Below are 19386 nucleotides of genomic sequence, written 5' to 3' on the forward strand. Positions count from 1 at the left end.
GGGTTGTATTTCAATAGCAGGAAGGGATTATGATAGGCTTTAGGCAATGGAGATGGCTGATTGGCTTTATGCCGATTTTAGTTTGCAGTTGTTATGCTTACTCCCTGGCTGCTCCGAAATTTACAATTTTCCCCACAATTCGTGCGCCGCAGGTTTTACCGGCAAATGGCTCAGCGACAGCGCAATATCGGGTTATTAATAATACTGCAGTCACTCGAACCTTAACAATGATCCCAATAACCGGGGTCAGCGTAACACCACAGGGTATTGGCAGTTGTCAGATTCCATTTACCCTGCCGCCGCATCAAACCTGTTTACTTGACTTGGTCATTAACGGCTCACAGTTAACGCGAAACCTGCAAGGCGGCCCGAAGGTCTGTAAAACACTGGGGCGCGATAACCCGGCGCCCGATCAGTTCTTATGCTCACAGCCGGTATTAAGCGATACGCTGTCCGTTACTCTGGTTCCTGCTGAAGCAGCTGCGCTAAGTTTATCTGGCTCACCATTAACTTTGAATGCTAACGGCAGCGGCAGTGTAACCATTACTAACAACTCTACCACTATTACAGCGACCAATATTAATGCCTATTTAGAAGGAACTGCACTGCACGGAAATGTCAGCGTCATCGGCAATACATGTGCTTCAGTCGCTCCAGGCAGAACCTGTACTTTAACATTTACTGCCGGATTGTCGGGCGTGCCTCAGACCAGTTTTACCCTCTATGGCGACAATACCAGCGTTTTGAATGGGCAAATTACCGTTAATGGCGGACCGCTGGTTACTATCAACCTGACAAATACGCCATTATCCCTGGTAGTTAATGGCGCCAGTGGAAATATAATCGTACACAATACCGGCAGTGCAGATGCATGGAATGTTAGCGCTGATCTGTCAGGCACTGCTCTGGATGGCCGGGTCACTCAGGATGCCAGTAACTGCCTTGTCCTGACACCAGGCAATTCCTGCCAACTGGTATTTACTCCTGGCAGTACACCCGTTCCGGCAACCAGCTTTCCAGTTTCCGGCTCCAATACTACCACCGTAACAGGCCAGATGAATGTTGCTCTTACCTTCGGTTTTGCGTGGGCGGGCGGGCTTGTTTTTGCGGTGAATGCTGATGGAGTAAGCGGCAAGGTCGTGGCCTCTGTCAATAATTCTAACGGTCTGGTGTGGGGCGCATCAGGAACCAACGTAATTGGGGCCAGCAGTATATTGGACGGTGAAGGGAATACAGCAGCTATTGTGGCGGTTTTAGGGGCTGGAACAGGCTATGCGGCTGGATTATGCGATGCCTATTCGATTAACTCTAATGGCATTTCACCATGCACAGGGATACCGGGAGAGACCTGCTATAATGATTGGTATTTACCTGCAGTCTGCGAAATTGGGCTCTCGATTAACAACCCGCCTGCCGCGTCCTGCCCCAATGGCACCCCAAACTTTTATACCAATCTGTACCTGAACGGTTTCGGTGGATTTGACCCAAGTTTCTACTGGAGCTCTACTCAGAACGCCGGTAATCCGACTTTGGGGGCATGGCGGCAGAATTTTTCAAACGGTAATCAAACAACAGTGACCAAAGTCACCCCACAGCTAGTCCGCTGCGTGCGTAAGTTTTCCTGATATCAATCAGAAGGTAATTAACCATTTCATATTTTTCTAAATTCTGCCTCATCATATACATGATTCTTATTTCTTTTGCCCACAGCAATTACTGTTACAATTAATTTATTATCATTTACCTGATAAACCAATCGATACCCAGACTGGCGCAGCTTAATTTTGTAACAATCTTTAAGCGCTCCATTTAATACTGCCGATACAACATGTGGACTTTCAAGACGGCGTTTTGACTGAAATGGCTCTGGAGATTCTGACAATGTATGTGGATCGTTTTGACCCATTTGATTAAGCTGCGTTGCGTCTACCTCTAAAAAATAAAATTCTGCTTTGCTTTCAGCATTAATGCTTGAAAATGCTGAAGATGTTTTTCTGTATTTTCAGGGGATTTCAAAATTAATTCCGACATACAGAGCGCATACAGCAGACGGCGAATTTCCCAAATTGTGCATTGGAAAAGATCGATTTGCTCTTTACTCTCGGGACTTACTTTATTTTCCAATTTCAGATTTTCAGAACTAATTGCAATAGGAGCAAAATGCGCGATCATTTGATCCCGCGTCCGCTCAATGAAAAGAAAGGTATTGGCATTTTGCTGATGGCAAAGATTGATTTCCTGAACTTTGTCCTTAAAATAATTGTAAATCATCAGTTGATGAAAGAAATAAAGCTTCTGGGAATACCGATAACTTTGAAATAAAAAATAATCTCCCACCAGAACAATAATTACTCCGATTAAAGTACAACTTCCTCTGTTAATCATCATTTCAAAAGGACCTTGCGGAGAATTAACATCCGTAGTTTGGGCTAATAAAAGAAATACCGAAAGCGTAATAAAGAACACGCTAATGTCATAGCGGCGTGTATTTAATGCGGAAACATTCAAACCAATTATTGCAACAATTAGTAACACTGGAATAAAACGATAATTTAATTGCGTTAAACCGATTAAGGGAACCAAAATTAACAGGGCGGCGAATGTTCCGCCTATCCGATGCATGGAGCGCCGGATAATAAGCCCTGGCTCCACACCGGCACTGACAACCAGAACAGTTAACAAAACCCAGCGCCGCTCGGGAATGGTTGAAAACAGATAAAGAAACATGGCAATCATAAAGGTAATCGCCAAGTGCACGAATCGGGCATAATCGAGATGTTTTCTTAACTGTTCCGCAGTGCGCATATATTATTCCAGTGAATCAAAGCCCGGGTTAAACAGTCCAGTGCATAACGCTGCAGTCTGGTTTCAGGCAGAAAGTCCATGTGAGGCGGAGCACAAGGAATATACTCTTCCATATTCATGCGCAGCTGATGCAAGTTATTTTTAATACTTCGCCAGAACACCTCATTTTTATTCTCATAATAAAGATTATCGAGCGATAGTTGGATATTGCGGATATAAACAGCCATTTTATAACTGGGTAAAAGGTATTTTTTGCCAACCAGGCGTTGGTAATTACGCAACATTTCAAAATGGACGATTGCTTCTTTTGTAGTCTTCTTGTGGTTTTCTAATAAGGCATTTTCGATATCTTGTTCAAAATATTTTATAAAGCCTTGTAAGGCCCTATTCCAGACCCGCAGATACTGATTAGGAAAAATCCTTAAACAAATCATTGCAGCCATGGTCGAAATTGCAATAGAGGAAACAAATCCATATGCGATTTGTAAATTGCCCTCAGGTTCAGTCGCTAAAACAATAGTACCAATTGACAGTGTAAACATAACCAGATTTTTCAGAGCATAAAAATGACGCAATACCAAAACATATAACACTGACAAAACCAATAAGGAGTAAAAGAAAAAAGTGCCCCGAAAGGGATAAATCAGATAAAAAGAAACACTGATAACTATTACGCTAATACTGATAAAAATCAGCAGCTGCTCCTTTTTTTTAAAATTTGAGAGGATTGGGGTTTCATAAAGCGACAACATAAAAAAGGGTAAAATGAAAGACATATAATCGACAGGCAGACAAAACCAGTAGACATACACTATCACCGTAGCAATAAATAAAGCCTTGTGTAGCGCGCCGCGCTGAATGGTATAGGGATCAACATCCTCAAGCCATTCCTTAAATCTGGACATAAACATACGCGCTGCTTCCTACCCGTAACGGAAAGTGCGGATCGGGATCGGTTATCCGAACAATTACCGGGAGACGTTGCGGTAACAAAATCCACTGGTTTTCATTGGTTACATTCTGCAATTGGGTACGATTATCGACCAACTGCCGGTTAGCTCCCCAATAATCGGAGTCGACAATGCCGTGAAACACTTTGCGTCCCAGGTACATCCGGGGATAAATAAGGACTTTAGACCCTTTGCGCACATCCCGTAAGTCGGTTTCATTAAAGTTAGCCTGAATATATATGTTATCGGTATCTACCAGAGAAAAAAGTGGTTGATTAATATTGACCGGCGTTCCCAAAGTAAAAAATAAATTTTGAATAATTCCATTGCCCTCTGCGTAAACATCGGTAAGCTGCAAGTTAACCTGAGCATTCTTTAATCGTGCTTCAAGCGACTTGATTTCATGTTCCTGCCCCTCAATCTGATGGGTATCTATTTCCAGTTGTTTTAACGCGGCATCCCATTTATCCTTCGCGGCCTGAGTTTCCTGTTTGGAGTTTTGTAATGTAATCAGAGAAATCGATTTTAACTGATAGCCAAGCCGATATTTTTTATCATCCTGGGCTAGTTTTGTATACAGGCTCTGCTCAGTATTACTCAGCTTCAAATCACGCTCATAGGTTGTTTTTAAGGCCGCCAATTGCGCTTTTGCAGCCGCCAGATCGGCTTCAAGCTGTTGTACCGCGTATATATAAGGCTTTTTAAAGACGGTAAAAAGTTTTTGGCCTTTTTTAACAGCCTCGCCATTTTTCACATACAAGCCGGTAATATAGCCATTGGCAAGAGCCGCAACCGGCCGAACGTTATTCACGACAAAGGCATTATCTGTAAACGGAAACAAGAAGGAAAAAAGATAAATAATCGTTGTTAAAACCCCAATCAGAATAATGGTATTGGTAAAAGTAAACCACTGCTTTAACCGTTTCAAAAAGCTACTGTTGCGTTTCTTCAGCCCAACAAAATCAATTTTCATTTAAGTCCCACTCCCTGTTTGCAGGCATATCCGCCTGCCAAATCCTGATATAACACCACTAATGACATAGCTAACTCTAATTTTGCCTGATTTGTCGACAAGGCCAGGTCATCCAGATATATCTTACTCTGTACTAATTCTTTATAAGATATCAATCCTGTTTTTAATAGCCCCTGCTGCAATTGATATTTATGACGGTAATCTCTCTCGGCATGCAAATAAATTAAATACTGCTCATTCATCCGTTTATTTGCTGAATAATCGGTATCAACTTCTTTTAAAATACGCTTGGCAGTTTTAATAAATTCCGCAATTTTGGCATTATATACGCCTTTGCTTGCGCCAATGGTACCGAAAGTATTGAGTGCAATAGTGCCATTGAAATAAGCATCTGTCGCCTGAACAAAAAGGTTATGCGGCACATGCGCTTCACCGATAAACTCATCCAGCTGCAGTGATGGGAAAAAATTACTATAAGCAATATTAATATCCATTTTTGCTGCTTTAAGCGCATATTCAGCCATTTTCATATCCGGCCGATTATTTAAAACCTGCGCCGGCAGACTTCCGGGTTTAAAACGGCTGAAATCCAATTGGGCAAAATTATTTTTGGAGCGCACCGGTCCCGGATCAGCATTAATCAGATAACGCAATGCATTTTGACTGACAACAATGTTATGCCGAATGGGCGGTATTTGCGCAGCAATCTGCCGCTCATCCGCTTGCAATTGGGCTAAATCAATCTGGTTAGCCAGACCAATCTTAATATCCTGCTCACTCAGACCAATTAACGTTTTTAAATCCTTATCCAACTGCTGTATCAGACGTAATTGTTCTAACTGAGCCATCAAAGTGAAATACGAAGCGCTGATCTGACCAATAACCAGTAAACGTACTCCAGAAATCGCCGCCTGATAATAGTCAACATAGTAGCGTGCCTGTTTCTGTTGTGAATAAAGCTGCATGATATTGAGTGCGTAATAAGGCCACACCCCATAAAAGCCCGCTGGAGCGCCTAAAGCCGGATTGGTTGAATAACCAGCATAGGTTTTTATGATTGGAATCCAGCTCAGCCTGACCTGTTGCAAAACACCTTGCGCCTGTTGCAGATTGGCTATTGCAATGTGAATATCGGTATTATTGGCAAGACCCAGTTCAATCAAGCGATCTAACTCTTGATCATGAAACTGCTGCCACCAGAAGAAAGAGGGTAAATTTTTAACAGGCTTGTACGCTTTGGTGCTGGAAGGAAATTGCTGAAGCCGCATGTTGACTGGAGATTCGTATTTCCTTGTACAGCTCAGTAGTCCCGCTGTAAGCAATACGGCGACCAATAGTCTTGTTATCATGCGTTCAGCTTTTATTAAAATTTTTTTATTTCTAATCTTATAGAAATCTTTTGCAGAGAGAAAGGATAAAAAAACTATATTTCAAAGATTACCTGAAATGATGTGTTGGGCTGTTAAGCCCAACACATCTTTAGCGAGCTGAACTACCGCTCAGAGAATTAATGCCCGAACCCACAGCAGAAACCGCGCCTTTACCTAATTTCGCGCCGGCTTTACCAACCATCACTACGCCGGTACCTACGGTTGTTGCCGTATATTTAACGCCTGTCGCGGTATATTTTACACCGGTTGCGGCCACTCTGCCGGTTTCATTCACAGCGCCGGTCATAGAATTACAGCCAGCCAGACTTAATGAGATCGCAACTGCTGAAGAAATTAAAAGTAATTTTTTCATTATGTTCCTCCTTGAATAGCAGAATAATTAACTAATCCTCCTAAAGGATAGATCATAAATAGAAAAAATGTATTTTAATTGACCAGGCGATCTGGCTAATACTGTTTAACACATTTCCCAATTCTTGACTACACTATCTTAAAGACGTGAACAATATTACAGGTTGGGTCGTTTACTCAACAGATAGAAGCTTAAATACTGTAAGAGAATAATGATGATAAAACTATTCAGGAATAAGCATCCAATAATTTTATTAAATTATATCCCCCGCATTTTTGGCCAATTTTACGTGGCGCTAGTGGTTATGACAGTACTTAAAGCTGAAAATAACGATCACTACCTGCTGTATGCCTGTGCTATTTTTCAAGGCTTCATCTGGCCGAATCTTGCACTCTACTTTTCCTGCCGCAGCAAAGATCCAAAATGGCTTGAATTACGTTTTTTAATGCTGGATTCGTTTTTTGTCGGCAGCTGGATTGCCTATCTGGATTTTGCGTTATGGCCGTTAGCGACTTTTACCACCGCCATTATCAGCGCCTGTCTCAGCGTAAACGGCGCATTCATGGGATTATTGAGTTTTCTGGCGTGCCTGTTCGGTATGCTGGTTGTCGGTTTAATCCACGGTTTTCATTTTGAACCCCACAGTCCGTTGCTCGCTTCTATTTTATCTATCGTCGCCATGTTTACGTTTTCTTCGGTTATGGGCTATCTGACTTATCTGCGAAGCAAAACCAACAAAAATACCCGCATTCAATTAAGGCATGCACTCAACGAACTGGACCATATCAATAAAGTGCTGCATGAATCAAGCTCAACATTAAAAGTCGATACCGTCACTCAAATTCTGATTGACTCCTTGCTGGAAAACGTTTTTAAATTCGATATGCTCACTTTTCAGGCGATTGATAATGAGAAAAAAGCTTTAGTTTACAAGACAATCTATGCTCCAAGCCTGCCCGAGATAAAAATAAAAGAACTTAAATGTACTGAAATCCCGCTGGCCAAGCTGTGCCTTGCCAGAACAGTGTTAAGAGATCAGCAATATTTGTATATCAACCATCTCGAGCCGGATTCTGGCAGCGACCATGATAAAAAAGTCCATAACCTTATTGAAGCGCAATCCTTACTGATGTTTCCACTGATTATTAAAAATAAATCGATAGGCATTATTAATTTGTATAGCAAAACCCCACTGGTACTGGAGCAGAAAACTATAGACACGATTAACAATTATATTAAACAAATCACTTTAATTATCAATAATGCAATTCTCTACGAACAAGTCAAAGCCAAGCGCGCAGAAATTTTTCATAAAAACAAACAGTTGGAAGCTGTTTCCAAGCATTTGGCCCGTTATATTCCGCCTCAACTATTCGATAAAATCATGCATGGCGAAGCGGATAAAAATGTCGGCGCAACAAAAAAACTGTTAACCATATTTTTCTCAGATATTGTCAGCTTCACCGAAATGTCAGACCGCATGGATTCTGAAAAACTGACTATTATGTTGAATATCTATATCGACTCGATGACAAAAATAGCCCTCAAACATGGCGGTACCATAGATAAATACATTGGCGACTCAATTATGGTATTTTTTGGCGATCCCAATACCAGTGGTGAAAAGGAAGACGCGATCAAATGTGGATTAATGGCAATTGAAATGCGTCAGCAGCTTGCCGCTCTTGAAGCAACCTGGAAGCAACTGGGAATTAATGAAAACCTGCGAATCCGGATAGGCATGAACACCGGTTATTGCGCCGTGGGAAATTTCGGCTCTGAATTCCGTATGGATTACACTATTATCGGCTCGGCAGTCAATCTTGCCAGCCGCTTGCTGACCGCTGCAAACCCCGATGAAATTCTGATTTCTCAGGACACTTATATGCTTATTAAAGAGGTGATTGCCTGTAAAGAATATGGCATGGTCAGAGTAAAAGGTTTTGCCAAACCGGTAAAAACCTACATGATTCTTGAACATCGCAGTGAAATCGATGATGCGGAACAAAACCGGCTTTTGCAAGGCAACAGTTAACTGACTATATTTAATATATACCTACCTAACAGGTAGAAAGGGAGCACGGTAATGAAACTTATCTTTCTTGGCGCAGGATCCGCGTTTACAGTAGGTACTGATAATTTCCATTCGAACATGCTGTTTGTCAGCGACAATCAGGAAAAACTGATGATAGACTGCGGTTCTGATGCCCGTTTCTCTCTGTTTAAGCAAAATCTGAACCATCTGGATATCAGTAATGTTTATATTAGTCATTTGCATGCCGATCATGCCGGCGGGCTGGAATGGCTTGCGCTAACCACTAAATTTGATCCGCGCTGCACCAAAAAACCGAATCTTTACCTGTGTGAAATGCTGATTAATGATTTATGGAATAAAACCTTATCTGGCGGTCTAAGTACTATTCAATGTGAATTTGCCCAACTTGATACTTTTTTTAATATCCACAATATTCCTGTTAACGGTTCATTTACCTGGGAGTCCTGCGAATTTCGTCTGGTGCAAACCGTGCATGTGATGAACGGTTTTAGTCTGATGTACAGTTTTGGGTTGCTGTTCACCATTAACAATATGAAAATATTCATCACGACTGATACGCAGTTTGCCCCTCGCCAAATGACTGACTTTTATGAGCGTGCAGATATTATTTTTCATGATTGCGAAACCTCGCCTTTTATGAGCGGAGTCCACGCCCATTACAACGAAATGCGTGGTATGCCGGAACATTTAAAAGCAAAAATGTGGCTTTATCACTACAATCCTGGCCCTTTGCCTTCTGCAACAGCAGATGGTTTCCGCGGTTTTGTCATGCCGGGTCAGGTATTTGATTTTGATAAGCCTGAAACGCTGGCCAAGCCTTAATTACTGTTCGTGCATTAACTGTTCAATGTAACGACGGCAGGTCAGCGGTTTATCAATATAACTAATGGTATGTTTAGTCCCGCCTGTTCCAGTAATAGTGAGAGCGCCATACCGTAATATACTGCCAAGAATAGACTGACGGATATCAATAGTCTCAATTTTTGTCAATGGAATATCCACTGTTTGCCTGACCAGCAACCCCATACGTAAAATAACCTGTTTTTTACGGATGGTAAGTGATGAAAAATGATAATTTACCCAAATCATTCCCCACCAAATAAGTGAAAAGATAATTAAAAATAAAGCCAACACTTTTAAAGGTTCAAGGATAATTCCTAATAATAACCCGCCCAGCGCCATTAATATCGGCCAAGTAAACAAAATCCAATGGAGTCTTGCCACATAAACGTCATTCTCCGCGGTCATGCGCTATTCCTGTTATCAGTGAATTAAAGCGAATATCATAGTGTAGATAGACAGAATTTGCTATGCTGTAGTGAATTGCTTTTTTATTTTTATCCATGCGCCGGATTAATCGCTGCCTTAACAGACAAATGCTCGAACTCTGCCAGCGGGCCATTCAGCTTGATGAGCTCAACGACAGTTTAATCGGTTATCTGCCCGAGCATATCCATGCCCATTGCCGTGTAGCCAGCTTTAACAAAGGCACATTGCTGATCGCCGTCACTGATGCAATCTGGGCAACAGAACTCCGTTATCTTACTCCCGAGTTACGGGATCGCCTTCGTAAAGAAGCGGGATTGTATCAGCTTGGTTCAATAAAAATTGAAGTTGCAGCTACCAGTTTAACAACTCCACATACCCATAAAAAGCCGCCGCAAAGAACTCTGTCTGCCACTGCCGAAGAGGAGTTACTTAATATCAGCGAGTTATGTACCTTTGATCCCTTAAAACAAGCCCTTCAGAAACTCGCTTCAAGAAAAAATAACAAATGACAAACTGCAATTTTTTATGTAAGAATCAAAGCGCAGCAGTTTAGCAGGAGTATTAAGATGAACGGATTATTGAATAACTTGATTGGTGCGTGCCTGATTCTTTCCGCTGCCGTATCTTACGCGGCAAATGATGACCTTGAGTGTACAGAGCAAGATAAGCCCTCTATTGCAAAAACGCTGGATGATTACACGATTATGGCTGGTAATAGCGCTAAAATTTCCACTGCGGAAGCCTTTAACGGAACCAATTTTGTTTTTTCCGTTTCAGCCAAAGTGACCAATCCGGCTAACCAGGTCATGATAAACCGCCGCAACGGGATAATTGTTATTAAGGCAGAGCATAAAGATGACTTTGATGTTGTTATAACAGCAACTAATCCCTGCGGCTCGGCGTCAGCGAAATTTAACGTGGAAATTGATGAAGAAGAGTAATTAAAGGACGCGTCCCTATGGCCAGCCGAATATTTTTAAAACTGGGCAACAAAAGCAAAGAGCTCTGGGATTCGTTTGTCCTCTTTTTCCAATATACGGGGGAAATCACCTATAATTTTCTTTTGAATTACCGCTCAATAGGCTGGCATGATACTCTGGTCGCGACATTGCGCTCCGGCACCTGGATTGTGATACCGCTTGTCATCGCCACGTCTCTGATGGGAATTTCACTGGCGGTAACGATTAATCATCTTCTTGCGCCTTACAACCTGCAGGATGAAGCATTGTTTGCGGCGCAGCGGTTAGTGTTGCTTGATTTTACACCGATTCCAATCGGGATCGTCCTCTGCGTCCAGTGCGGACTTAATCTGATTGATGTTAATCATCCCAGCCTGCATCATCCTCCGCAGAAAGTCGTTCTGGAAACGATCATCCCGCTTATGGTCAGTATCAGTTTTACTGCTTTGCTGTTATATACCTATATTTCGATATCTTTTTTTGTCAGCATGTTTTTCGCTTACAATCATCTGCTGAAAGTGCATATCGATGAATACCTGTTACGGCTAAGCGGCACAATCAAGCCGGCTGATTTTCTGTTTTCACTATTCAAAACAATATGTTACGCAACCATTGCCAGTTTTACCGCAGGTTATTATTATTATGATGTTGCCCAGCGCATCATTCCAATCAGAAAGGCAGTATCACGCATTATTACACGCGGCTTGTTCTGGTTAATTGTAGTTAGTGTTGCACTTAAAGTACTTACAGTTTAGTCAGGAACAATATGCAAAAAGATAACCTTTACATTGGGATTGGAATTTTCGTTTTTGGCGCAGCGTTGCTTGGCATTGCCGGAGCTTTTTTTATATACAGCCAGTACCTTCACGCCAAGGTTGAAACCTATGTCATGCTTTTTCAAGGCTCATTAAATGGCCTTGATGTGACATCGCCCATCACCTATCGCGGTGTAAAAATCGGCGAAGTGAAACGGGTTGAGTTAACAACTAACAAAAAAATGAATGTCTCCATCCCGGTATATGTTGAATTTTTTGTTGAGAAAACGTTTGAGCAACATGATGATCCGATCAAAATCCTGATTGACAGCGGCATTGTTGCCTCTATCACTGCACCCAATATTCTGACTGGCACAGCCAGTATTGAACTGGTTCCGGCTGAAAAAAAACAAACGCCGGTTAAAATCAAGACTTTTCGCGGCGTCAATATGTTTCCCACTGAGACAGCCATTGGTGATGACATGACGGCCACTGACACTTTAAAAGCTGCTCGCAAGACATTGAATGACATCAGTGCATTGCTGAGATCGAAAGATTTTAAAGACACCATAACCTCATTCCGGGAGATGGCAAACAGCATCGATCATCTGGCCAACAGCATTGATCATCAAATGCCAGGATCTTTGATTTATTTCAACGAAAGCATGAAAGAGCTTTCCAAAGCCGCCTATTCAACACGTAGCCTGGCGGATTACCTGCTCAGACATCCGGAAGCGTTATTAAGGGGAAGATAATGGCTGTGCACAAATTACTGATACTTATGCTCAGCGCCCTATTGCTCGCTTCCTGCGGCAGTGGCAAGGAACCGCAATATTATGTGTTAAATCCAGCCAATATATCAGCGGCCCCTGTTCGCCATACCGATTTAAATCTCGGCATTGAAGACATATCCATTCCGGAATACCTTGATAAACCGCAGCTCATGATATTCCTAACCCCTAATCAAAGCGCTATTGATGACAATCATCAATGGGCAGAAGAACTCAGCAATAATATCCGTCGCGTAATTACAACCAACCTGCAGAACTTTCTGCCTGGCGCCCTGGTTGAGCTCAAGCCCTGGAATAATAAATTTGAACCGAATTATTATTTACAAATTAACATCAGCCAGTTCAAAGTGGATACTCAGGGTAATAGCATCTTACAAGCAAGTTATGTGTTTTATGATAAAACTCACGCGATCAGACAATTCAAAGCCTCTTATTGTCAAAAGCTGTTGAAAATCACGCCAGACGCCATCGTTGCAAGTATGAATAATAATTTAACCAGATTATGTCGGGATATTGCCAAAAATACCCCGAAATAATTTTTTGAAGCCATCAACTCAACGTAGGTTGGGCTGTAAAGCCCAACACTCCACTATTATCTTGAGCATGCTCGTCAATTTGCTGGTGATTATCTGTAAAGCCCAACAAGTTATTATCCTGCTCATCTGGCTGTCTCACCGCCCAATTAACCGCCTTATGAAAACCATAAACAGGCAAAGCAAGTGCAATCATAAGCGCAAGACCAGTAATAATCTTGGCCAGAAGAACAGGAGCAGCAAGAGCGCCAGCCGCTATTTTTAAAGCGGCAGGCACATTCTCATGAATGGCTACTCGCCATAAATAATGTGCCAGCACGGGTACAATCGTTAAATCCAGCAATCCGAATGCAAATACCCCGCTATACTGGTGGTCAAACTGCTTGCCCATAATCAGATGATACCCCGACTCAAAACGGGTCAACAAAGTGGATTTAGGCGCAAAAAACAGGCTGGCATGACGATAACGGTTTTCGCGGATAAATTGCTTGAGTTCTTTTACTTTAAACTGTCTGATTTCATTCTCAGACAGTAAAGTACTCTCCACTAGCTTCTCATCCGTGCTTAGCCTGAGCATGGAAATCGATTTTTGTCCTTGTACGGATTCAGTTGTAGGAAAGGTATAAGCAACGGCATTTGCAATCATTTTACCCATGATTTCCGAACCATTCTCGTTAGGCTCAATCTGAGCGATATGATTGCCGCCCAAGGGATTCATTGAGGACGTCATGTCGGCAAAGACGATTTCCTTGTTTTTACTGGCCGCATAACTTAACAGCTCCCGGTAAAGTCCATTCATCGTTTCCTGAAGGGCGGTAAATCCATCTTGGTTTGAGCCATTAGCACGTGCGACATGCGCAAAACCGGTATAGATAAAATAAGATGTAAATTCTGTAAGCGCGGGGTAGTACTGGGAGAGTAGTACAATACGTTTAAGATTGGGATTGTTTGTAATCAACGAATCAATTATTGCTTTATACTCCACCAGCAGCGTCTCATGTACCCATTCAAAAACCGCTTTAATCTTTGGTTTATCAGCTTCCGGCGTACTCCTGGTTAGCAACTGAAAGTAGTTCAGCGCTTTGGTTAATGTCCCGTACAAAGCACCCCGGTAATTATTTCCCCCTACGCTCAGCACAACCACATCCGGCTGCCAGGCGGCTACGGCATTCAGTTGGTGAACTTCATTGGATGTATGATCCTCATCTCCGCGCGGCAAAACCGAGTTCAACCTATAATTTTCCCCCAAGCTATCTGTGGTGGCGCCATCAACCGCAAAACAGGCAACTTCATAATTTCCTGCCTGCAACTCGTCTAAATTAACCGCGGCCTGGTGGGTTACGGTATGTGTTTTTTGATGATACGGCAAATCCCTCTGCACCCAATGACCGTTATCTTCGGTTGAGTCGCCAACCAGCGCCACCTTCACTGCCACGCCGGGATGGGCTGTTAATACCTGTTTTAAGCGGCCAGTAGTTGTTGGATAGCCAGGCCCGATTGATTGCGATGAATTTTGAACAGCCATGTTACACCGTTAGGAAGAAAAGATGAACATGCATTATACATCTTGTGTAGATATATTAAAAGCGTAGATTGGGCTGTAAAGCCCAACACTCCACATACCGATCTAGGAATTGTTGGGCTTTACAGCCCAACCTACATCAAATAGTACTGGGTAGTTTACGCTTCAACAGGCAGGTAATTAATATTGAAAAACGGCTGATAATTTTCAGCGTCAAAATAGGTATATTCCCACGCATCCTGCTGTACCATCAATTCACGCAGCAGGCGATTATTTAACTCATGACCTGATTTATACCCTTCAAAAGCGCCAATCAGACCACAACCCAGCAAATACAGATCACCAATAGCGTCAAGTACTTTGTGGGCAACAAATTCGCTCTCGAATCGCAAACCATCTTCATTCAGAACACGATACTCATCAACTACAATCGCGTTATCAAGACTGCCGCCTTTAGCCAAATCACATTCACGTAATTTTTCATAATCGGAAAGGAAGCCAAATGTCCTTGCCCGACACACTTGTTTCACATAGGAAGTGCCTGAAAAATCAAAGGTCGCAGTTTGTGGTTTGTCGTTAAATACAGGATGATCAAAATCAATGGTAAATGAGACTTTATAGCCATTATAAGGAAGAAACTGCACGTATTTGCCATTATCTTCCACACGGATTGGTTTTAAAATACGGATAAACCGTTTTGCTGCGCTTTGCTCACGAATACCGGCTGACTGGATCAAAAACACAAAGGGAGCGGCGCTGCCGTCCATGATAGGAAGTTCGGGAGCGTTAATATCAACATAGGCATTATCGATGCCAAGGCCGGCAAAAGCGGATAAAAGATGCTCTACTGTTGCAACACGCACGCCTTCATGGTTCAGAGAGGTGCATAACATGGTATCGCCAACGTGATCATATTTGGCAGGAATTTCCACAACTGGATCCAAATCAACACGACGGAAAACAATCCCTGTGTTTATAGGAGCGGGGCGAAGGGTCAAAAGGACTTTTTCACCAGAATGTAAACCCACACCTGTAGCCTGAATCACCTTTTTAGGGGTTCGTTGTTTCATCATTCAGCGATCACCTTCTCCAATTCCCGTTTTTTGGCGCAATAAACCGCGATATAGTAGCAATAAATTATTGAATAGTCTAATACTTATTTTATATTAATCACACTTATAAAGTTCCCTTTTCATATCGGGAAAGGGGAGATTTCTTGCCTTGCAAAACTATTTTTCCCTCTCCCCTACCCCTCTCCCGATACGGGAGAGGGGGAACACCACCACCTCTTCAAAACTCCCTCTCCCATATCGAGAGAGGGTTGGGGAGAGGGAAACAAAACCCCATCTCTTAAAAACTCCCTCTCCCGATACGGGAGAGGGTTGGGGAGAGGGAACAAAACCCCATCTCTTAAAAAACTCCCTCTCCCGTACCGGGAGAGGGTTGGGGAGAGGGGAACAAAACCCCATCTCTTAAAAAACTCCCTCTCCCATATCGAGAGAGGGTTGGGGAGAGGGGAACAAAACCCCATCTCTTAAAAAACTCCCTCTCCCGTATCGGGAGAGGGTTGGGGAGAGGGAACAAAACCCCATCTCTTAAAAAACTCCCTCTCCCGTACCGGGAGAGGGTTGGGGAGAGGGGAACAAAACCCCATCTCTTAAAAAACTCCCTCTCCCGTATCGGGAGAGGGTTGGGGAGAGGGAACAAAACCCATCTCTTAAAAAACTCCCTCTCCCGTATCGGGAGAGGGTTGGGGAGAGGGAAACAAAACCCCATCTCTTAAAAAACTCCCTCTCCCGTATCGGGAGAGGGTTGGGGAGAGGGAAAACTAGTCTACCTGTTCTTCCTGACGGCGCAGAAACGCAGGAATATCCAGATAATCAACATCCGGCATTGAATCCGTACTGTTTTTTGCCGCAGCCGCAGACAAGGCAGCCTGTTTACGCATTACTGCTGGTCTTTCTAACTGATTGTAATCCAGTGAACCATCGCTGCGGGTCGTTTCCTGAATACGGTTTCTGGACACTGAAGTCTGTTGAGTCTGGCGGCTGTTACGATTATCACCCAAACCGGTAACAATAACAGTTACGCGCATTTCATCAGTCAGCTCAGGATCTATCACCGTACCAACAACCACAGTCGCATCATCAGAGATAAACTCCTTGATAACATCGCCCACTTCTTCAAATTCGCCAATCGACATATCAAGGCCGGCAGTAATATTGACCAGAATACCTTTAGCCCCTGACAGGTTAACGTCTTCTAGCAACGGCGAAGCAATAGCGGCTTCTGCTGCCTGACGGGCACGCTGTTCACCATTCGCTGAACCCGTACCCATCATAGCCATACCCATTTCAGACATCACTGTACGCACGTCAGCAAAGTCAACGTTAATCAAACCAGGGCGGGTAATCAAGTCAGCAATCCCTTTTACAGCGCCAAGCAAGACATTGTTTGCGGCTTTAAACGCGTTAAGCAGGCTGACATTTTTACCCAGTACGCTGAGCAGTTTATTGTTGGGAATAGTAATCAGCGAATCCACATTTTCAGCCAGACGGCGTATCCCTTCCTCCGCTGCAAGCGCTCTTTGCTTGCCTTCGAATGAAAAAGGTTTGGTGACAATAGCGACCGTCAGAATGTTCAGTTCTTTTGCAACTTCAGCAAAAACAGGCGCTGCACCAGTACCAGTACCGCCACCCATACCGGCAGTAATAAATACCATATCGGCGCCTTCCAGGACTTCCCTGATCCGCTCACGATCTTCTTCAGCTGCTTCCCGGCCGATTCTTGGGTTTGCGCCTGCACCAAGACCTTTGGTGAGCTCTTCGCCCAATTGCATATTGACTTTGGCGTTGGAATTTTTCAGCGCCTGTGCGTCAGTATTGGCGCAGATATATTCCACACCATCAATTTTAACCTGCTGCATTTCATGAACAGCATTACCGCCGCCGCCGCCAACACCGACGACTTTAATGACTGCATTTGTTATATCCTGGCTTTGCGTTAATTCAAACATGCCTGCCTCTCCCCTCAAACTCACAATTATATTATTTTTAAAAATTTCCCTGGAACCATTCGCGCATTCTCGCCCATACGCTTCGACCATTATCGCTCATCACAGGGACATTATAGCCGCCTTCATAGTGTTGTTGATAGCCATGGAGCAACAGACCAACACCGGTAGCCATCGCCGGATTCGCGGTCGCTTCGACCAGTCCGGGAATATGGCTCGCATTACCATGCCGTACTGGCATTTCAAAACACATTTCTGCCAAATCAATAGCGCCAAGAACATTTGAGCCGCCGCCAGTCATAACCATACCAGCAGCTATACGATGTTCAAAACCGCTGCGGCGCAGCTCATTACGGACAAGGCAGAACAGCTCTTCATAACGGGCTGAAACTACGTCTGCCAACACCTTGGCAGAAATTTTACGGCCAGGACGTTCACTGACACCCATCACTTCAATCATTTCATTAGCGCTGGCAAGCTCAGGCATGGCGCAGGCATGCTTTATTTTGATTGCCTCCGCTGATTTGGTCGGAGTTCGCAACGCCATGGCGATGTCGTTAGTAACCTGGTCGCCGGCAATGGGAATAACCGCTGTATGCTGAATTGCTCCTTCCGAGAACACAGCGATATCGGTAGTGCCGCCGCCGATATCGATCACGCATACGCCCAGTTCTTTCTCATCTTCAGTAAGTACTGCGTGGCTTGACGCTAATTGCTCAAGAATAATATCAGCCACTTCCAGACCGCAGCGCCGTACGCATTTTGCAATGTTCTGCGCCGCGCTGACCGCACCGGTGACGAGATGGACCCGGGCTTCAAGACGAACACCCGCCATGCCTACAGGTTCACGTATGCTGCCCTGATTATCGATAATAAATTCCTGGGGCAGAATGTGCAGAATTTTTTGATCAGCGGGAATTGCAACCGCTTTTGCGGCATCGATTACCCGCTCAACATCGGCCTGTGAAACTTCCTGATCACGAATTGCAACAATACCGTGCGAATTCAGGCTACGAATGTGGCTTCCAGCAATCCCTGCGTAAACTGTGCGTACATCACATCCAGCCATAAGCTCTGCTTCCTGCACAGCACGCTGAATAGAATTAACCGTGGCTTCTATATCCACTACAACGCCGCGTTTCAGTCCACGGGAGGGATGGCGTCCGATTCCGATAATTTCTATAGTGCCATCGGCTGTTACTTCTCCAACCAATGCAACTACTTTTGATGTACCAATATCCAAACCGGTGATGATGTTTTTTTCTGATTTTTTAGCCATTATCTTCCCGTTTATTTTTTCCATTGTACCGCCATACCGCGCGGGTACCTTAAATCAACACTTGCCAATTGTTCGGGTTTATCTGCAAATACGGCAGGATACGCCTTGCAGAACCGCGTTATTCTTGTTTCCAAATCACGTTTACCCAGGCGCAGCTTGATGCCATTGGATAAATCGAGTTCCCATGCCCCATTGTCACGCCATGCAAGCGCAGCTGCGTGCAGACCATAGATTGATAATATCTTACTCATTTTTTTATAAACTTGTAAGACTTCCTGATGCTGATTTACAGGTCCGCTTAATTTTGGCAATGATTCATCGCCTAAAACACTGCCTTCATTAAAGACTTCCGCCTTCTCGGTCAGCAAGGCATTATTCCATATTGCCACCGGTATTTTTTCAGCTAATGTTATTTTCAGCGTATCAGGCCATATGCGCTCAATTTCAGCCTGGCCAGCCCAAGGCAGCGCCATTAAATCCTTGTGTAAATTTCCGACCGGCAGGGTAAAAAAACTGGCGGTCAGATAATTCTCAAGTACTTTTTCCAGCTCTTTATGCGAAATATGCGAATATACAGCAGAGATTTTAACAGTATTAATTGGAAAACGCAGGGGGTCTGCCACATATAAATATATTAAGCGGGCGGCTAAAAACAAAGCGCACATCACAAGCAAGGTTAAAAGACCTGCATACCGCAATTGCTCTTTATCCGCTTCCATCCGCCGCCATCGCTCCTGT

20 protein-coding genes are annotated in these 19386 nt (G+C 43.6%); 8 read left to right on the forward strand and 12 right to left on the reverse strand.

All coding sequences use genetic code 11. The features are described 5' to 3' along the window. The first annotated feature begins 29 nt into the window (after nt 1–29). Entirely contained in the window at nt 30–1625 is a 1596-nt protein-coding gene (locus tag ACFORL_RS07700) for a hypothetical protein (RefSeq protein ID WP_382342726.1), read from the forward strand. Between the two features lie 26 nt (nt 1626–1651). Here ACFORL_RS07700 and ACFORL_RS07705 read toward each other — a convergent pair whose 3' ends face one another. From ACFORL_RS07705 to ACFORL_RS07730, 6 genes are all read right to left on the reverse strand, one after another. Then, the gene (locus ACFORL_RS07705; protein ID WP_382342798.1) at nt 1652–1969 is read right to left on the reverse strand and encodes a type II toxin-antitoxin system RelE family toxin; all 318 of its coding nucleotides are present in this window, start codon (nt 1967–1969) and stop codon (nt 1652–1654) included. Further along, nucleotides 1933–2805, reverse strand: coding sequence for an FUSC family protein (locus ACFORL_RS07710; RefSeq protein WP_382342729.1), 873 nt, complete (start codon nt 2803–2805; stop codon nt 1933–1935). Before ACFORL_RS07710 ends, ACFORL_RS07705 begins: the two co-directional genes overlap by 37 nt. After that, on the reverse strand, nt 2784–3710 hold the full coding sequence (locus tag ACFORL_RS07715) for a hypothetical protein (RefSeq protein WP_382342731.1): 927 nt from the start codon (nt 3708–3710) through the stop codon (nt 2784–2786). The genes ACFORL_RS07710 and ACFORL_RS07715 overlap by 22 nt, the downstream gene beginning before the upstream one ends. Then, a complete protein-coding gene (locus tag ACFORL_RS07720) occupies nt 3697–4728 on the reverse strand; it encodes an HlyD family secretion protein (protein WP_382342732.1) in 1032 nt (343 codons plus the stop codon). Before ACFORL_RS07720 ends, ACFORL_RS07715 begins: the two co-directional genes overlap by 14 nt. Then, nucleotides 4725–6077 (reverse strand): TolC family protein, encoded by a 1353-nt coding sequence (locus tag ACFORL_RS07725; RefSeq protein WP_382342734.1) that lies wholly within the window; start codon nt 6075–6077, stop codon nt 4725–4727. The genes ACFORL_RS07720 and ACFORL_RS07725 overlap by 4 nt, the downstream gene beginning before the upstream one ends. 130 nt (nt 6078–6207) lie before the next feature. Then, entirely contained in the window at nt 6208–6471 is a 264-nt protein-coding gene (locus ACFORL_RS07730; RefSeq protein ID WP_382342736.1) for a hypothetical protein, read from the reverse strand. 214 nt (nt 6472–6685) lie between these two features. Between ACFORL_RS07730 and ACFORL_RS07735 the strand changes: the two genes are divergently transcribed. Together ACFORL_RS07735 and ACFORL_RS07740 are read left to right on the forward strand one after the other, a co-directional pair. Continuing rightward, nucleotides 6686–8506, forward strand: coding sequence for an adenylate/guanylate cyclase domain-containing protein (locus ACFORL_RS07735; protein WP_382342800.1), 1821 nt, complete (start codon nt 6686–6688; stop codon nt 8504–8506). Nucleotides 8507–8557: 51 nt separating this feature from the next. Beyond that, nucleotides 8558–9349 (forward strand): MBL fold metallo-hydrolase, encoded by a 792-nt coding sequence (locus tag ACFORL_RS07740; RefSeq protein WP_382342738.1) that lies wholly within the window; start codon nt 8558–8560, stop codon nt 9347–9349. Here the strand turns inward: ACFORL_RS07740 and ACFORL_RS07745 are convergent, their stop codons facing one another. Next, nucleotides 9350–9775 (reverse strand): PH domain-containing protein, encoded by a 426-nt coding sequence (locus ACFORL_RS07745; protein WP_382342740.1) that lies wholly within the window; start codon nt 9773–9775, stop codon nt 9350–9352. A gap of 95 nt (nt 9776–9870) precedes the next feature. On the opposite strand from ACFORL_RS07745, the gene ACFORL_RS07750 reads away from it, so the two are divergent. Genes ACFORL_RS07750 through ACFORL_RS07770 form a run of 5 tightly spaced genes read left to right on the forward strand, consistent with a single transcriptional unit; the run spans nt 9871 to nt 12837 of the window. Beyond that, a complete protein-coding gene (locus ACFORL_RS07750) occupies nt 9871–10305 on the forward strand; it encodes a DciA family protein (protein ID WP_382342742.1) in 435 nt (144 codons plus the stop codon). 57 nt (nt 10306–10362) lie between these two features. Further along, nucleotides 10363–10737, forward strand: a complete 375-nt coding sequence (locus ACFORL_RS07755; protein ID WP_382342743.1) for a hypothetical protein — start codon at nt 10363–10365, stop codon at nt 10735–10737. Between the two features lie 17 nt (nt 10738–10754). Beyond that, on the forward strand, nt 10755–11510 hold the full coding sequence (locus ACFORL_RS07760; RefSeq protein ID WP_382342745.1) for an ABC transporter permease: 756 nt from the start codon (nt 10755–10757) through the stop codon (nt 11508–11510). Nucleotides 11511–11521: 11 nt separating this feature from the next. Then, entirely contained in the window at nt 11522–12265 is a 744-nt protein-coding gene (locus tag ACFORL_RS07765) for an MlaD family protein (protein ID WP_382342746.1), read from the forward strand. Continuing rightward, a complete protein-coding gene (locus ACFORL_RS07770; protein ID WP_382342748.1) occupies nt 12265–12837 on the forward strand; it encodes a PqiC family protein in 573 nt (190 codons plus the stop codon). Before ACFORL_RS07765 ends, ACFORL_RS07770 begins: the two co-directional genes overlap by 1 nt. Before the next feature lie 13 nt (nt 12838–12850). Here the strand turns inward: ACFORL_RS07770 and ACFORL_RS07775 are convergent, their stop codons facing one another. The 5 genes from ACFORL_RS07775 to ACFORL_RS07795 all read right to left on the reverse strand — a co-directional run bounded on the left by ACFORL_RS07775 (nt 12851) and on the right by ACFORL_RS07795 (nt 19367). Then, nucleotides 12851–14359 (reverse strand): SGNH/GDSL hydrolase family protein, encoded by a 1509-nt coding sequence (locus ACFORL_RS07775; RefSeq protein WP_382342749.1) that lies wholly within the window; start codon nt 14357–14359, stop codon nt 12851–12853. 155 nt (nt 14360–14514) lie between these two features. Continuing rightward, the gene (lpxC, locus tag ACFORL_RS07780; RefSeq protein ID WP_382342751.1) at nt 14515–15429 is read right to left on the reverse strand and encodes a UDP-3-O-acyl-N-acetylglucosamine deacetylase; all 915 of its coding nucleotides are present in this window, start codon (nt 15427–15429) and stop codon (nt 14515–14517) included. Between the two features lie 755 nt (nt 15430–16184). Further along, complete coding sequence (gene ftsZ / locus ACFORL_RS07785) at nt 16185–17372, reverse strand: cell division protein FtsZ (protein ID WP_382342753.1); 1188 nt, start codon at nt 17370–17372, stop codon at nt 16185–16187. 37 nt (nt 17373–17409) lie between these two features. After that, nucleotides 17410–18648: a cell division protein FtsA gene (ftsA, locus tag ACFORL_RS07790; protein WP_382342755.1), complete on the reverse strand. Its 1239-nt coding sequence runs from the start codon at nt 18646–18648 to the stop codon at nt 17410–17412. Nucleotides 18649–18659: 11 nt separating this feature from the next. After that, entirely contained in the window at nt 18660–19367 is a 708-nt protein-coding gene (locus ACFORL_RS07795; protein WP_382342757.1) for a cell division protein FtsQ/DivIB, read from the reverse strand. Nucleotides 19368–19386: the final 19 nt, after the last annotated feature.

Origin of the sequence: Legionella dresdenensis (assembly GCF_042649825.1) — a bacterium.
In the GTDB taxonomy this organism is placed as follows: Bacteria; Pseudomonadota; Gammaproteobacteria; order Legionellales; family Legionellaceae; genus Legionella_C; species Legionella_C dresdenensis.

Bases quoted from the DNA above. Each gene is read 5' to 3' on its own strand.
- ACFORL_RS07755 (WP_382342743.1), top strand. From the start codon at position 10,363: ATGAACGGATTATTGAATAACTTGATTGGTGCGTGCCTGATTCTTTCC.
- ACFORL_RS07775 (WP_382342749.1), bottom strand. From the start codon at position 14,359: ATGGCTGTTCAAAATTCATCGCAATCAATCGGGCCTGGCTATCCAACA.
- ACFORL_RS07735 (WP_382342800.1), top strand. From the start codon at position 6,686: ATGATAAAACTATTCAGGAATAAGCATCCAATAATTTTATTAAATTAT.
- ACFORL_RS07745 (WP_382342740.1), bottom strand. From the start codon at position 9,775: ATGACCGCGGAGAATGACGTTTATGTGGCAAGACTCCATTGGATTTTG.
- ACFORL_RS07760 (WP_382342745.1), top strand. From the start codon at position 10,755: ATGGCCAGCCGAATATTTTTAAAACTGGGCAACAAAAGCAAAGAGCTC.
- ACFORL_RS07700 (WP_382342726.1), top strand. From the start codon at position 30: ATGATAGGCTTTAGGCAATGGAGATGGCTGATTGGCTTTATGCCGATT.
- ACFORL_RS07795 (WP_382342757.1), bottom strand. From the start codon at position 19,367: ATGGAAGCGGATAAAGAGCAATTGCGGTATGCAGGTCTTTTAACCTTG.
- ACFORL_RS07740 (WP_382342738.1), top strand. From the start codon at position 8,558: ATGAAACTTATCTTTCTTGGCGCAGGATCCGCGTTTACAGTAGGTACT.
- ftsZ (WP_382342753.1), bottom strand. From the start codon at position 17,372: ATGTTTGAATTAACGCAAAGCCAGGATATAACAAATGCAGTCATTAAA.
- ACFORL_RS07750 (WP_382342742.1), top strand. From the start codon at position 9,871: ATGCGCCGGATTAATCGCTGCCTTAACAGACAAATGCTCGAACTCTGC.
- ACFORL_RS07770 (WP_382342748.1), top strand. From the start codon at position 12,265: ATGGCTGTGCACAAATTACTGATACTTATGCTCAGCGCCCTATTGCTC.
- ftsA (WP_382342755.1), bottom strand. From the start codon at position 18,648: ATGGCTAAAAAATCAGAAAAAAACATCATCACCGGTTTGGATATTGGT.
- ACFORL_RS07765 (WP_382342746.1), top strand. From the start codon at position 11,522: ATGCAAAAAGATAACCTTTACATTGGGATTGGAATTTTCGTTTTTGGC.
- ACFORL_RS07710 (WP_382342729.1), bottom strand. From the start codon at position 2,805: ATGCGCACTGCGGAACAGTTAAGAAAACATCTCGATTATGCCCGATTC.
- ACFORL_RS07725 (WP_382342734.1), bottom strand. From the start codon at position 6,077: ATGATAACAAGACTATTGGTCGCCGTATTGCTTACAGCGGGACTACTG.
- ACFORL_RS07720 (WP_382342732.1), bottom strand. From the start codon at position 4,728: ATGAAAATTGATTTTGTTGGGCTGAAGAAACGCAACAGTAGCTTTTTG.
- lpxC (WP_382342751.1), bottom strand. From the start codon at position 15,429: ATGATGAAACAACGAACCCCTAAAAAGGTGATTCAGGCTACAGGTGTG.
- ACFORL_RS07730 (WP_382342736.1), bottom strand. From the start codon at position 6,471: ATGAAAAAATTACTTTTAATTTCTTCAGCAGTTGCGATCTCATTAAGT.
- ACFORL_RS07715 (WP_382342731.1), bottom strand. From the start codon at position 3,710: ATGTCCAGATTTAAGGAATGGCTTGAGGATGTTGATCCCTATACCATT.